At 47.8% G+C, this 14,870-nt stretch carries 11 protein-coding genes; 3 read left to right on the top strand and 8 right to left on the bottom strand.

What is annotated here, in order from left to right:
* The first annotated feature begins 78 nt into the window (after window positions 1–78).
* Both GA520_RS06585 and GA520_RS06580 read left to right on the top strand, forming a co-directional pair.
* Window positions 79–615, top strand: a complete 537-nt coding sequence (locus tag GA520_RS06585; RefSeq protein WP_263657640.1) for a peroxiredoxin-like family protein — start codon at window positions 79–81, stop codon at window positions 613–615.
* Window positions 616–911: 296 nt separating this feature from the next.
* A complete protein-coding gene (locus GA520_RS06580; protein WP_163338995.1) occupies window positions 912–2,615 on the top strand; it encodes a protein adenylyltransferase SelO family protein in 1,704 nt (567 codons plus the stop codon).
* A gap of 385 nt (window positions 2,616–3,000) precedes the next feature.
* Here the strand turns inward: GA520_RS06580 and GA520_RS06575 are convergent, their stop codons facing one another.
* From GA520_RS06575 to GA520_RS06560, 4 genes are all read right to left on the bottom strand, one after another.
* A complete protein-coding gene (locus GA520_RS06575) occupies window positions 3,001–5,190 on the bottom strand; it encodes a malate synthase G (RefSeq protein WP_163338996.1) in 2,190 nt (729 codons plus the stop codon).
* A gap of 13 nt (window positions 5,191–5,203) precedes the next feature.
* Entirely contained in the window at window positions 5,204–5,857 is a 654-nt protein-coding gene (locus tag GA520_RS06570) for a FadR/GntR family transcriptional regulator (RefSeq protein WP_163338997.1), read from the bottom strand.
* Between the two features lie 243 nt (window positions 5,858–6,100).
* Window positions 6,101–7,435: a tetratricopeptide repeat protein gene (locus GA520_RS06565; RefSeq protein ID WP_163338998.1), complete on the bottom strand. Its 1,335-nt coding sequence runs from the start codon at window positions 7,433–7,435 to the stop codon at window positions 6,101–6,103.
* Window positions 7,436–7,608: 173 nt separating this feature from the next.
* The gene (locus GA520_RS06560; protein ID WP_163338999.1) at window positions 7,609–8,526 is read right to left on the bottom strand and encodes a homocysteine S-methyltransferase family protein; all 918 of its coding nucleotides are present in this window, start codon (window positions 8,524–8,526) and stop codon (window positions 7,609–7,611) included.
* A 230-nt stretch (window positions 8,527–8,756) separates the two neighbouring features.
* Between GA520_RS06560 and glyA the strand changes: the two genes are divergently transcribed.
* Entirely contained in the window at window positions 8,757–9,992 is a 1,236-nt protein-coding gene (glyA, locus tag GA520_RS06555; RefSeq protein WP_163339000.1) for a serine hydroxymethyltransferase, read from the top strand.
* Between the two features lie 69 nt (window positions 9,993–10,061).
* Here the strand turns inward: glyA and GA520_RS06550 are convergent, their stop codons facing one another.
* From GA520_RS06550 to GA520_RS06535, 4 genes are all read right to left on the bottom strand, one after another.
* On the bottom strand, window positions 10,062–11,366 hold the full coding sequence (locus GA520_RS06550; protein WP_240910189.1) for an ATP-dependent 6-phosphofructokinase: 1,305 nt from the start codon (window positions 11,364–11,366) through the stop codon (window positions 10,062–10,064).
* Between the two features lie 206 nt (window positions 11,367–11,572).
* Window positions 11,573–12,553, bottom strand: coding sequence for a class II fructose-bisphosphate aldolase (locus GA520_RS06545; RefSeq protein ID WP_163339001.1), 981 nt, complete (start codon window positions 12,551–12,553; stop codon window positions 11,573–11,575).
* 448 nt (window positions 12,554–13,001) lie between these two features.
* Window positions 13,002–13,679: a CBS domain-containing protein gene (locus GA520_RS06540; protein ID WP_163339002.1), complete on the bottom strand. Its 678-nt coding sequence runs from the start codon at window positions 13,677–13,679 to the stop codon at window positions 13,002–13,004.
* 35 nt (window positions 13,680–13,714) lie between these two features.
* Window positions 13,715–14,674 (bottom strand): histone deacetylase, encoded by a 960-nt coding sequence (locus GA520_RS06535; RefSeq protein WP_163339003.1) that lies wholly within the window; start codon window positions 14,672–14,674, stop codon window positions 13,715–13,717.
* Between the last annotated feature and the right edge of the window lie 196 nt (window positions 14,675–14,870).

Raw genomic sequence — 14,870 nt, 5'->3', positions numbered from 1 at the left:
GTCTTCTAGCTACAGATCCCTGGAAGCAATTTTTCACCAGTTTAAACAGGTAACATCCAGATACATGAGGAGTGTGAGATGGTTCAGTATCAGATTTCTGTTGAAGAGTTCGGTTCCTTTAACGTCTACAATGATAACGAAGAGGCCGTCAAACTATCCTCTTTATGGCATAAGGGACCTGCTGTTTTGGTCTTTGTTCGTCATTTTGGCTGAGTAATCTGCCGTCAGCAGGTTGCTGAATTAGCTGGGTATCAGGATGATTTTTCACAACGAGGAGCGCAGCTTGCTGTCATCGGCAATGGCGGGAGCTATGATCTAATAAAATTCAGGGGCGTGACAGGATACCCGGGGATATTGCTTAGTGATCCTTCCCTGGAGACATATAAATTTTTGAATTTTAAAAGCGGTTTTACCGATGTCATCGGAATGAAATCCTTCACCCAGGGTTTTGCAGCTCTTAGGGCTGGCTTCATGCCTGGTTCGCTGCAGGGGCATGCCCTGCAGCTTGGTGGTGCCGTGGTTGTCGTGCCGGAGGGCAAGATCACATACCTTTTCAAAAGCTCTGCGGCAGGCGATCACCCGCCTATTGAAGCTCTGCTGGCGGCTGCTGGGTAGGTATCGTCCGTGATCACCTCTCCAAACCTGCATTTTTATCTCATCAAGCATGAAAGATACGAGAACAAAGTCGTGCAAAACCAGATCAGATGTTCTTATTGGCAGTATCCAGCTATTACAGCTCTTTTTACGTAAAAATGTTTCCTGATTAGGTAATTTGAGCAACTGATCCTCGAATTTAACATTGCCAAATCAAAGGCAATCAATCTTGTTGCCGACTCGAACGAGAGGTGTTTCCTGTTTCTTCTGAGAAAGCGCAAAATGCGCGTTCCCCTTAGCGAAAGGTGTTTGCAACAATGTCATATATATCTAAACCATCTGCTGAGCCCTGCGTAATGACCTTCGATGAGTTTGTGCGATTAGCGGATTATTCCCTGATGGATACCTTGAATCCCGACCCGGATGCCACCGGAGATGGTGATGATCACCATGCCCGTCAGGTTTTTTCTGGTCATTTTGTACCTGTGAAACCCACGCCGCTTACAGATCCAGAATATGTAACCCATAGCCGCACGTTTTTTAATGAACTTGGGCTGAGCGACGAGCTGGTGTTTAATGCAAGATTTCGACAGGTATTCTCTGGAGATCTCTCGGCTACACATGAGCCTATGCGCCAGGTTGGCTGGGCGACTGGCTATGCATTGTCGATTTATGGCACCGAATATACCCAACAATGTCCATTTGGTTCTGGTAATGGTTATGGCGATGGTCGGGCGATATCTGTATTTGAAGTAATACTCAATGGGCAGCGCTGGGAAATGCAATTGAAAGGTGGCGGATCAACGCCTTATTGTCGTGGTGCCGACGGGCGTGCAGTACTACGTTCAAGTGTGCGTGAGTTTCTCGCGCAAGAATATATGCATGCTTTAGGTGTTCCAACATCGCGCTCTTTAACACTTTATGTTTCTAAATCTGAGACCGTTACCCGGCCTTGGTATTCTCAAGACTCCCACTCCACTGATCCTGATATTTTGGTGGACAATCCTGTGGCGATCTCAACTCGCGTCGCACCGTCCTTTTTGCGCGTTGGTCAGCTAGAGTTGTTTGCCCGCCGCGCTCGCAACAATGCTCATCCAAGAGCATTAGAAGAGTTGCGCATGATAGTGTCGCATTTAATTGAGCGAGAATACAAAATCGACATTAATCAAGACCTTGTTTTTGCAAATCAATTGGTTGAGTTGGCTAAGCTATTTCGCCAGCGTCTTACTTCACTGGTGGCCAATTGGCAACGTATTGGTTACTGCCAGGGTAACTATAATAGTGACAACTGTGCCGCTGGTGGCTTTACCCTCGACTATGGACCTTTTGGATTTTGTGAAATTTTTGACCCGCAGTTTCAACCTTGGACTGGCGGCGGAGAACACTTTTCATTCTTCAATCAGCCAATCGCAGCTGAGGCGAATTATCACATGTTTTGGACAGCTGTGAGACCGCTACTCGCAGAAGATAATGAAGCTTTAGAACACTTCGACCACGTGCGCCATGGCTTTGCAGAAGAAATGCAAAAGCAAATCCAAAAAATGTGGGCGGCGAAACTGGGCTTGCGTGAATATAACCCGAAGCTATTCAAGAGATTAATGCAGTTAATCATCCTCTCAGAGGTAGATTACACCATTTTCTTCCGTGAGTTATCCCATATACCAGAGGATGTTTCAGCATTGAAAAAGAGCTTCTACGTTAAAACTTCACAACAACTCGATGAGCAATGGCAAGCCTGGCTAAAAAGCTGGCGAGATATCGTCATTAAAGACGGCAATTTGGCAGGGATATCAGCAAGTATGAAACAAACTAACCCAAAATATACATGGCGAGAGTGGTTGATAGTCCCCGCCTACCAACAAGCCTTGCAGGGTGACTACACCTTAGTTAGAGAATTGCAAGAAGTACTTAGTTACCCATATGATGAGCAATCACAAGAAGTAGAGGATAAATACTATCGTCTAAAACCTAGGTCGTTTTTTAACGTTGGCGGCGTGTCGCACTATAGCTGTTCATCTTGATTTTGAATAAAATTCGAAAACTTGGAATCAGGTTTGCCTAGCTGGTCACAGCTAACAAGTCAATTTTGCCGGACTTGCTAACGCGCCTGGTACCCACATTAGTGTTGCCATATCGAAAAGGTCTGAAAAAATTTCAGATCATATTTCGATTTTTGCTATTTAGACTGTTCTCCTGTAGTTCTCCAACCACACCGTGTTTTTGAATTTCAGATCGAAGGTCCGATATCACTCTTCAGGTAAAATACGTTATTACTCTCCTCCCGAACCAGGAAGATCTTATACATACTATCTGGTTCAGGATGCGTATGTTGGCACAAATGTAAATGGTCGCCCGGATTCGATTCCGGAGAAGTGCGAGCACCGACACATGGAGTTGGTTTGTCTCTTATTTCCTGGTTTTATCCTTCACTTCTCTTCTACTCTTATGGAGAACAGGCTCAGTATACCCGCTGGACTGCTCACACCCTTTAAAAACAAGATCACAAGCTGCCTGGAAAGAGACGGAGATGGAAAAATCCTGCGCCATCGGTAGATAAGACGGATCAGCGCTATTCTGGTTATCAACAACCAAAGCCATCCGTTGAAGTGCTTCAAGCACCTGTTCTTTCGTACAGATACCATGCCGTATCCAATTAGCGAGGTACTGGCTGGAAATACGAAGGGTAGCCCGATCCTCCATCAGACCAACATTGCTGATATTCGGCACTTTTGAGCAGCCGATCCCTTGATCAACCCATCGCACGACATAGCCCAGGATTGATTGGGCGTTGTTCTCCAGATCCCTTGCAATCTCCTCCTTGGTCAACTCTTTATTCTGGAGAGGTATGGTAAGCAACTCATCAATCGATGCTCTCGGTCCATTTTCAGCCAGCTCTTTCTGCACTGCAAAAACGTCGACCTGGTGGTAATGCATGGCGTGCAGTGTGGCCGCCGTCGGGGAGGGAACCCAGGCGCAGTTGGCTCCGGACCGGGGATGGCCGATTTTCTCTTGTACCATCTCCCCCATCATATCCGGTTTGGCCCACATGCCTTTACCTATTTGCGCCCTTCCGCTAAACCCAGTTGACAGGCCGATATCAACGTTTCTGTCCTCATAGGCACGAATCCACCTACTGTTTTTCATATCCTCTTTACAGACCATCGGACCGGCTTCCATGGATGTATGGATTTCATCTCCGGTTCGGTCGAGGAAGCCGGTGTTGATGAAAATGATCCTCTCGCGCGCCATGCGGATACATTCTTTCAAATTCACAGAGGTACGGCGTTCTTCATCCATAATCCCCATTTTCAGGGTGTTGGGCGCAATACCTAACAATTTTTCAGCCCTTTCAAAAATCCTGCAGGCAAAAGCAACTTCTTCCGGCCCATGCATTTTGGGTTTGACAATATAAATGGAACCATACTGGCCGTTGGTATAACGAACTTTGCCGCGAATCTGGTGCAGACCAATGTAACCGGTTACCATCGTATCAAGCATACCTTCCGGAATCTCCTCACCATCATAAAAAACAGCGTCCGTGGTCATGAGGTGCCCCACATTCCTAATCAGCATCAGGCTCCGACCGGGGAGGGTCAACTGGCGGCCATCCACTGATTGATAGGAGCGATCAGGATTCAGTTCACGCCTCACGATTTCCCCCGCTTTTATAAACTCTGCTTTCAGTTCTCCCTTGATGAGACCCAGCCAGTTACGATAGGTCAGTGCCTTGTCATCACCATCAACTGCAGCAACAGAATCTTCACAATCGCAGATAGTTGTCAGGGCGGCTTCAAGGATGATATCTTTTATTCCTCCAGGGCTTCGGCTGCCGACGATATGCTTCCGGTCTATCTGTAGTTCCAGGTGCAGGCCGTTTTTACAAAAAAGCAGTACATGCGGCGCATTTTCTCCTCTATAGCCAACGAGCTGATCTTTATCTTGTAAACCGGTTACGCTGCCATTACTAAGTTCCACCTCTAAAACGTCACGTTCACCGGATTTTACAACGCGGTATGTCGTTGCCTCTGCATGGCTGCCTTTAACCAAAGGTATTGCACTATCAAGAAAATCAACCCCGTAAGCGACGACCTTCTCACCTCGTATCGAATTGTAACTGTGCCCTTTTTCAGCTCCATCTGCTTCTGCTATGACATCTGTCCCATAGAGAGCATCGTAGAGACTTCCCCAGCGCCCGTTAACAGCGTTAACGGCATATCTGCTGTTGGTTACCGGAACGACAAGCTGGGGACCGGCGATAGTTGAGATTTCAGAATCCACATTACGGGTAGAAATGGTAAAGTCGTCGCCTTCCTCGACTATATAACCAATATCTAGAAGGAATTGTTTGTATGCAGCAGGATCATACGGTTGGTCGAACCTGTCCTTATGATAGCTGTCTATTTGGGCCTGCAGGCTATCACGTTTCCGGATCAGCAACCTGTTTTCCTGCTGTAGCTCTGCAACCAGGGTCTCCAACCCCAGCCAGAACTGCTTTGGATCAAGTCCCGTTCCCGGGGCAATTTCTTGTTCAATTAACTTGTGCAGTGATCCTGCAATGTTCAACCTGCCTTGCTGAATACGTTCCGAATGTGTCACAACAACTCCTGTTTTATTGCAAGTTTTTTTCTACCTGGTCCATATGAGCACGCATGCTATCCTCTGCTTGTCGGGCAGAATTTGCCTTTAAAGCTGCGAGAATTTGGTGATGACTTTGCAGGGATGCCTGGTATCGCTTATTGCTCTGCAATTCTCTCACCCTACTCTCTGCAAGAATGTCATGTAGTGTTTCATACAGATTCATTAAAGCCTGGTTGTCAGTAGCTTCCACAATCAGACGATGGAACCTTTCATCGAGTTCGATGTTACCTGGGCTAATTGGCAAAGCTTCTGTCTGTTTATCCAGTACCTGTTCAAGCTCAACTACTTGATTGCCGGTAATCCTCCCTGCTGCCAGGGCTGCCATTTGAGGCTCAAGAATCTTTCGTACTTCAAAAATGTCGTTGAGACGCTTCTGTTTTCTTGCTGAGCCGGCTATCATATGTGCCAAAGCACCTTCCGCGATAAAGGTTCCTGCCCCTCGTCGACTTATGACTACACCATTTTCTGCCAAGGCCTTTATTGCTTCCCTAATCGTATTCCTGGACACCTTGAATTTGCCAGCCAGTACTCGTTCAGCGGGCAATCGTTCACAGGTTTTCAATTGCCCGTTTCTGATTAACTCTTCAATTTGGGAAACTATCTCAGAATGTCTTTTACCAGTCATCAACTTCCTCCGCGAATTGGCCCAACCAATAGCGCAACACACAAGGTCTGTCAACGAAAAATCAACTAACCGATGTGATCCCTGAGATAGTATATCGTGAGATTTTTTCCCGAAATAATACACCAATAATTACTGAGCTTTCATACTAAGACTCAGCACGAACCAGGATAACAGTGGCAGATATGTACCCGCCCTCACAGTGAAAACTTGCACAACGAGACGAGACGAGACGATTATCCGTACTTATCTTTTTTGGGCAACAAACAACAACCCTCTAACCTTATTCCCCGATTGTTTTCTGATGTCAGACTCCGTCTTCGTCAACAATTCAAAGCCATTTTTTTCAAGACAGTCATAAATATAATGGTCTGAATGTGCATAACGGCCTGTCGGGAAGAGACGATAATTGTCGCTACTATCTTCCAGGTATTCAACAGAAAAAGCAATTATTCCGCAGTCTGTAAGAGTGGATGACATAGAATGCAGGATTGGCTTGAGGTTCCCGAAGTAGACAAAAACATCAGAGCTGTAAATAAGTCCAAACTGTTCCGGAAAATTCCAATCCTGGAGCACATCAAAGACTTCAAGGGAGTCGTAAATATTCTTCGCCTCAGCCTTTGCAACCATTTTGGGTGAGACATCAACACCTGTAAGTCTTTTCGCAAACGGACGATAGAGCTGAGCGCCCAGGCCTGTTCCGCAGCCGAGATCCAGGATATTCATCTCTTCAGTTAAATGCGGGGAAACCAGATCAAAGAGAAGCTCGGGAGTCCTGTACTCAAGATCCTGGACCAGGATCTTTTCGAATGTCCCGGCACACTGGTCAAATATCCTGCGTACATGCTCTGCCGGCGCGGCATCAGGTGTTGCAGACATCGTGCCGAGACTTTGAAGCATAAATTGTGCTGCCTCATCATCCGGTTTGGTTTTCAGCACCCTGTTGTAGTGTTGCTCTGCTTCTTCAAATTGTTTAAGCTTTTGCAGAGACATCCCCAGGTTGAAGTGGGCTGAAGTATATTCCGGTCGCAGCTCAATTGCCCGCCTGTAGCATATTGCAGCATCCTCAACCTTATTGAATTCATCCTGCGCCACCCCCATATTATTCCACGCTTCGGCCATTTCAGGAGCAAACTCCACCGCCTTTTGAAAACAGGATAAAGCCTCATCCGGCTTCATCGTCTCCCGATAAGCGACTCCAAGATTATTCCATGCTTGACCAAAGTCCGGCTGCGCTTCCAGTATTGTCTTGTAGAGGATAATGGCACCCAGGTGGTCATTTTCCCGCTGTTGCAGCATAGCCAGGTTATAGCAGGCAGCAACATTGAGCGGTTTCAAAGCTGCTGCCTTGGTGAAGGTCTGCTTTGCCTTATCCGGCTGGCCCTTGTCCAGGTAAACAGTGCCGAGAGCATTCAGAACCTGCCCCCAATCCGGCGTTGTTTTCAATACTTCACGATACCCTTTTTCCGCCTCAGCCAACCGCCCTTCCTTTTGAGCGAGAGAGGCCTTCATCAAAATGGTCTCAGAGTCAGTCTGCGCACATTTCGAGCGGCGCAGGTTTCTTCTTATTCGGCGTGTCATATACTCTCTTTTGATCTAAGGGATGATGTAATTTACTGCTCAAACAACCAGGTTATATAACAGTGCGTGCCATGTTGCGCCAAGAGTGAAGATGGTAATAAGCATGGTGGAAAAGTGTCAGGCACGAAATACGACGTATTTACAAATAGTAACGTCTCATGAAACAATACCCTTTAAGCTGTTTTCAACCTCTTATGCAGGGCAGCGATATGTTCCGGTCCAATACCGCAGCAGCCTCCAATTATTGTCGCCCCAAGACGGCACCAGTTGTCGACAAAATCCAGATATCCTGGCGGATCGAGGTCCTGGCGGCTCTCATGTAAAGTCGAATTAGCCTGTGCGTCTTTTTGCTGGGCCGGAAAGGCATTCGCATACACCCCGATCGGCAGATCGACATGAAGGCGGTCGATTTCCTCACGTGCTACCTTGATGGCCGGTGACATAACTTCTGGTTGACTGCAATTAAACAGGATGGCCGACACCCCTGATTCAATTGCAGCATTTACCCCCTCAATCACTGTTTCTCCAGAACGAAGACATGCCATTCGGTCTTTTGCTTCCTCGCCATCCAGAAGTGTATATGAAAGCCAGAAAGGACGATCGTCACCGGACAATGCCTGAGCAACAGTTTGTGCTTCGCTGATAGAGCTCATGGTCTCTGCCAGCCAGAGATCAACATGCGGGCTGAGCGCATCGATAATTACCTTCAGCAAATCCGGGGCACCTTCTGGACTGAAAAGGTCCGGTCTGTACGATCCGAAAAGCGGAGGTAATGAGCCTGCTACCCGGCAGCCGTAGGGTAATGCAGCTTCTCGGGCGAGTCGACCGGAAAGAGCCGTCAGTTGTGCGCCTTCGTCCCAAAATCGTTCTTCGCCTATATGGAAAGGAACAACGGCATAATTGCTGGTGGTAAGGATATCACTTCCCGCCGCAGCGAATGATTCGTGGGCCTTTCTGACCAGGGCTGGAGCCTCCATCAGTGAAAGAGCCGACCATTCCGGCTGCCGAAACGGTGCTCCCATCCGCAACATTTCTCGCCCCATTCCGCCATCCAGCAGGGTAATACCCGATGGATATTGAGTCTTTACCATATCATTGTATCCTTGTAACACAAACAGAGTGTGCTCCTAATAGTCCTTATTTTATAACATTTTACCATGCAACTATACACCTTGCAGTCTGCTTGCCTTATATAGATTAGGCACCGGTTTTAGAGATGCAATGAACAGTTACAACTTTCATTTTCAAAAATATAGTTTTAATATCATTGTCTACACGCCACGCACCTGTCAGCCCTGATCACAGCAAAACGGAGGATATCTTGAAAAACCTGTTCAAGGACGATCCCGAACTCGCCCATCTGGTTACCAAAGAGGAACAACGGATGGAGCAGACGATTAACCTGATTGCCGCCGAAAACCATGCACCGAAATCGATCATGGAGGTAGTCGGTTCCATCCTGAACACCAAGGCCATCGAAGGCTATCCAGGCAACCGGTTTCACGGTGGCTGCGCCTGTGTGGATGAAATAGAACAGCTGGCAATTATGCGGGCAAAGCAGCTATTTGGGGCGGAATTCGCCAACGTTCAACCGCACAGCGGCACATCTGCCAACCTGGCCGTTTATTTCAGCGTATTGGAGCCGGGGGATTCAATCCTGTCGATGAGTCTCCCCCACGGCGGCCATCTCTCGCACGGGCATCAGGCATCGATGACCAGTAAATGTTTTTCCTTCTCACACTACACCTTAGATCCCAAAACAGAGCTGATCGATTACGACCGGATCGAGGAATTAACCGCAAAAATTAAACCTAAAATGATCGTGGCCGGAGCCAGCTCTTACCCCCGGCTGATCGATTATGAAAGGATTTCCACCATAGCTGGGGAACACTCTGCCTTCTTCATGGTCGACATGGCCCATCTGGCCGGGCTGGTAGCAGCTAAGGTTATTCCCAGCCCGGTACCCTATGCGGATTTTGTCACCTTTACCACATACAAGACCATGATGGGAGGTCGTGGGGGTATTATCCTTGCCAGGGAACAATTTGGCAAAAAAGTGAACCATGCCGTGTTTCCGGGTTGTCAGGGCACAAGCGGTGTAAATCTGATCGCTGCCAAGGCACTCATTTGCAAACTTGCAGAAAGCGAAGAGTTCAGGACAATACAGCAACGAACACTCGATCATGCAGCACTCATGGCCACACTACTTACACAAAAAGGCTATAAATTAGTGACCGGCGGCACGGAAAACCACCAACTGCTGATCGACCTGACAGATAAAGAGATCAGTGGGTCAGTCGCTGAAAGGCAATTGGAATATACCGGTCTGGTATTAAACCGGAACGTGGTGCCGGGAGATGCCGACCACCCTGGCAGGGTCAGCGGTCTGCGCATTGGCACAGCCGCAATAGCTACCCGCAACATGTTGGAGCCTGAGGTAACGGAAGTTATCAATCTTGTTGATCGGGTACTGAGCTATCCGGAAGATCAATACGTACTCAATCTGGTCCGGCAAGACGTTGCCGCGCTATGCAGCCGTTTCCCTGTCTATGTCTGACAGACAGGGAAACGATTAATGAATACCTTGAATAATCGGAATATTCGTTCAAATTCGAGGCAGCCTTCCTCATGTCAGGTCTATCGGCTGGCCTGTCGAGGCAAGTACGCTTGCCCACAGTTTCCCTTTCGGATCAACTTTTCTCCTGGAGTGAACCACCATGGGAATGGGCACATGGGTAAACTGGTTATTCCAGTGGCCAACCAACATATTGGTACGACCTGTCACCCCCGCATGCACCGCATGCATCCCGAGCTGAAGGCAAAAAGCAGAGTCCATCGCAGAGGCCGGGGTTGAACGAATCATATAACTGGGGTCTATATACTTCAAGGTGATATCCATGGATCGTGAAGCAAAGTAATCTTTGATTGCCGACCTAAGCAACTGTCCGATATCACCAAGTTTTCTATTCCCAGAAGCGTCTTGTCCCCGGCTGTCGTCAAAGAGACTCTGCCCGGCACCTTCCCCAACTACGATGACGGCATGTCCCCGCTGGCACAGTCGTTTCTCCAGTGCCTTCAACAAGGATTCCATGGAGAAGTCAACCTCAGGAATCAGACAGAAATTCACATCATTATTGGCAAGTGTGGCGGCTGCCGCAATAAAACCGGACTCCCTCCCCATCAATTTAACAAGCCCCACACCGTTACGGGCCCCAACTGCCTCAACGTGGGCGGTTTTTGTAGAGCGTCTCGACTCGGCCACAGCCGTCTCATAACCAAAACTCATATCTACATTACAGATATCATTGTCAATAGTTTTAGGAATAGAGATGATGCTAATATTGAGCCCCCTTTTTTCTATCTCACGGGTAATTGCTTCCGCACCACGTAACGTTCCGTCACCGCCAATCGCAAAAAGAATTCCGACACCAAGCTGGACCAGGGTGTCTACCATCACTTTGGGATCCTGGGGACCGCGTGAACTTCCCAGCAGGCTCCCTCCCTTTTGATGAATATCATCGACAATAGACGGTTTCAGCTCCATGGGAGTATGGTAATAGGCGGGATTCAACCCCTCATAGCCATACCGGAAACCAAAAATCTTCTTTACCCCGTAATGGTGATGCAGGCAGAGGACAATGGCCCGAATGACATCATTGAGACCCGGACACAAACCGCCGCAGGTAACAATACCGCACGTCAACATATCCGGATCAAAAAAAATGGATTGCCTCGGTCCTGCCATCTCAAAAGCGGGTGGAATTACCTGTTGTTCTATATATGGTTCTATTTCACGATACTGGGTATGGAACAGAACCGCGTCTTTATCCTCGGTAAAACAACCGCCTTCCATTGGTGAAGCAAAGGTAGATGGTCCGAGTTTCTTTATCTCGAAATCCTTCGGATTCATTAATGTAGCATCGGTATTCATTGGTCTGACTTCCTCACCTTCTCAAGTATCTTTTTTCGGACATTCCTGCAACTCCCAGCCCCCTCTGCCCCCTCTCCTTCTTCATGGAAAGACTGCAAACTTTGCGGTTCTCCGGCCGCTTGCAGTGAAACCATCAGCCGGATCTGACAGGAGAGTAATCAACAGGCGCGGAAACTCGACCTCAGGAATATTCATCCTCACAGATATTAATACCGCCCACCGCTGCCCAGTACCTCATTATTTTTATGGACAATCATATTTATGAGTTCCTCTCTTGCCGGCCCTAAATATTTACGAGGATCAAACTCTGCGGGATTCTCTGAAAATACCTTGCGGATGGTCGCCGTCATTGCCAGCCTTCCGTCGCTGTCAATATTCACTTTGCAGACTGCCGAGGCAGCCGCCCGTCGAAGCTGCTCCTCGGGAATCCCGGCAGTATTATCCATATTACCACCATATTTGTTTATCATGGCGACATGCTCTGCTAATACTGAACTTGCACCATGAAGCACGATCGGCAATCCAGGGACCCGTTTTTCAACCTCTTCCAATATATCAAAACGAAGAGGAGGTGGCTCCTCACCAGGTTTCAGCTTAAACTTATATGCACCATGCGAGGTACCGATGGAAATGGCAAGGCTGTCCACCCCGGTAAGCTCCAAAAACCGCTCTACTTCTTCAGGTTGGGTATAGGTGCTTTTCTCGGCGACGACCTCATCTTCAATACCCGCCAGTACACCAAGTTCAGCTTCGACAGTTACATCATGATCGTGTGCATATTCCACTACCTGTTTGGAGAGTTCTGCGTTCTCTTCAAAACTGTGGTGGGACGCATCAATCATCACAGATGAAAAACCTGAATTGATGCATTCTTTTGCCAGCTCAAGCGAATTTCCATGGTCCAGGTGGAGAGCTATTGGAATGACGGAACCAAGATCATCCGCCATCGCCCTCGCCCCGGCGGCCATGTGAGGCAGGAAAGAGGTGCCGATATATTTCCTGGCACTGCCCGAGACCTGAAGAATAAGAGGTGATCTTGTTTCTACACAACCGCCGACAATAGCCTGCAGTTGTTCAAGATTGTTGAAATTATAGGCAGGGACTGCATATTTTTCAGCCATGGCTTTTTCAAACATGGCCCTGGTATTCTGCAATCCAAGATCGGAATAGTGTACTTTCCTGGTCATTATATTCTCCGCTGGTGATGGTTATATCACGGCTAACCCAAATTTCTCATAAACAGTATGTCGATTGGGATGTAATCCACTCATTGCCTGGCATCTGCTATTCCAGTGTCTGTTGCCAAATCACACACGCTGTTCACCCAAGGTGCCCTGAAGCGACGCCCCTTGGGTTGCAGTCCATTCGGCCCACCTGAACTGCTGTAAAATCCGAGCTAACAATATCGAATTTGTATTCTCTTTCTCATGAAAAATACCACTCAAAAGTAAGGCAGGATATAAAAGGATGCAAGGAATCTGTAACAATTTAACTGACTTTCCATATTGACAGAATCAAAACAGAAACGCTTTTTATGATAGAAGTGCCGGGAAAACAACCCTTTCGAATAGAGCGAGGCCGGGGGATCAGTTGATTCTCCAGCCTCGCCAGCAACATTATATACTTTCGTAATTATTATTTTTTATGTGGTAGTTGATCAAAATACCACTGCATAGGATCAAGCATTTGGAAACCTTCAGCCACCAGCCGCTTCTTGATGTTGATCACGTTATTGGTCAGGACATAAGGAAATATCGCCTTCTTTTTATGATCAAATGTCTTTGAAACGAGTACGCTTCCAAGCGAAATCTTTTCTTCCGTGATAATATCGATTATCTTTTTCATCTGTCCCTGCTCATCGTCTGCCAATATACAGAGTAATGCTCCAGGTTCATCAATACCCATGACCTCGACAAAGGCGCGGAGCAGGTCCCGCACCGACAGGATGCCCTTGAGGTATCTATCCTCGTCAACAACCGGCAGCGCACCCACTTTTTTCTGCCGCATCATCAGTAGTGTATCCTGGATGGTATAATAGACATACGCCACCCTGGGATCGGTCGTCATGATATCACTGATCGGGAAATCCATGATCTTGCCCAGGGTAATCTCGTAATCGGGTTTCTGCAGCAGCGTAGAGGGCATTGCATCCCGTATATCCCTGTCGGAGACAATCCCCATCAGCTTCCCCTCGTCATCTATGACGGGTAAATGGCGGATATCGTGGGTAACCATAATCTCCCGGGCCTCTGCGATCTTCATTTCAGGTGGTGCGGTAATAAGGTCTGTTGACATTCTTTCACCGACGAACATATCTATCCTCCATTCTCCGTTTATATAAAGGTCTGTTAAACACCACGAAGACCGGCCAAATGCTTTATATGGTTTTCGACCAGCAACGGAAGTATCTCGAGATTATACCCGCCCTCAAGGACCGATACAATTTTTCCGTCGGTCATGGCGTTAGCGATATTCATAACCGCCTCCGAGATAAAGTCATAACCGTTGGTCGTCAGGTTCACTCCGGACATCAAATCATCCACATGGGCATCGAAGCCGGCAGAAAGAAGGATAAACTGCGGTTTGAATTTCTTGAGCGCAGGAACGAGATCCTCGGTGAGTGGCCGACGGTAGTCCATATCACTTCTGCCTGGAAGAATCGGGGAGTTCAGGGTGTAACCGACCCCTTCGCCGACCCCTTTATCGAAATCACGGCCAGTACCGGGATAGGCAAAGGAAGGGTGCTCATGGATGGAATAATAGAAAACAGTGGGATCTGCCTCAAAGATATGTTCGGTGCCGTTACCGTGATGAACATCAAAATCGAGAATCGCCACTCGTTCGAGATTCCACTGCCGCTGCAGGTATCTCGCTCCCACTGCTACGTTATTGAAGTAACAGAACCCCATCGCTTTATCGACTTCGGCATGATGTCCCGGGGGACGTACCGCGCAAAATGCGGTATCCACCTCACCTTCCATGACCTTATCAATGGCATTAATCACCCCGCCGGCAGCATACAGGGCTGCATCATACGATGCACGACAGATGGCATTCTCGTTGTGGTCAAAATCGGGCATGCCCAATTCACACGCTTCCCTGAAACGCATGATATAACGAATATGGTGAACCGCCTCAATCCAGCGCTGATTAGCCGGTGTGGCTTCAATGGAAATAAGTTTTTCCAGCAGGCCGGACTCGGTCAGTCCCTTGATAATAGCCCGCAATCTTTCTGCACTTTCGGGATGCCAGTCTCCGGTCACATGCTCCAGATACTTGTCATCATATACAAAACCAGTTTTTTTCATCAATACTGTTCCTGTTGGCTTAAGGCGACCATGAACAAGAATTCGATTCAGGAACCCCCTATGAGAATAAAGCCGTTACCTACCTCCCCATCACTACTTTCCACTCAGTTTCTTTGCTACACTCCACCCACAGATCGACAGGCAGTAAAAAACAGCTACATCGGAATATACACCACTTTTCAATACCCATACGATA

Source organism: Desulfopila sp. IMCC35008 (assembly GCF_010646885.2).
GTDB lineage: Bacteria > Desulfobacterota > Desulfobulbia > Desulfobulbales > Desulfocapsaceae > Desulfopila.
This window is presented reverse-complemented; position numbering and strand designations above follow the sequence as displayed.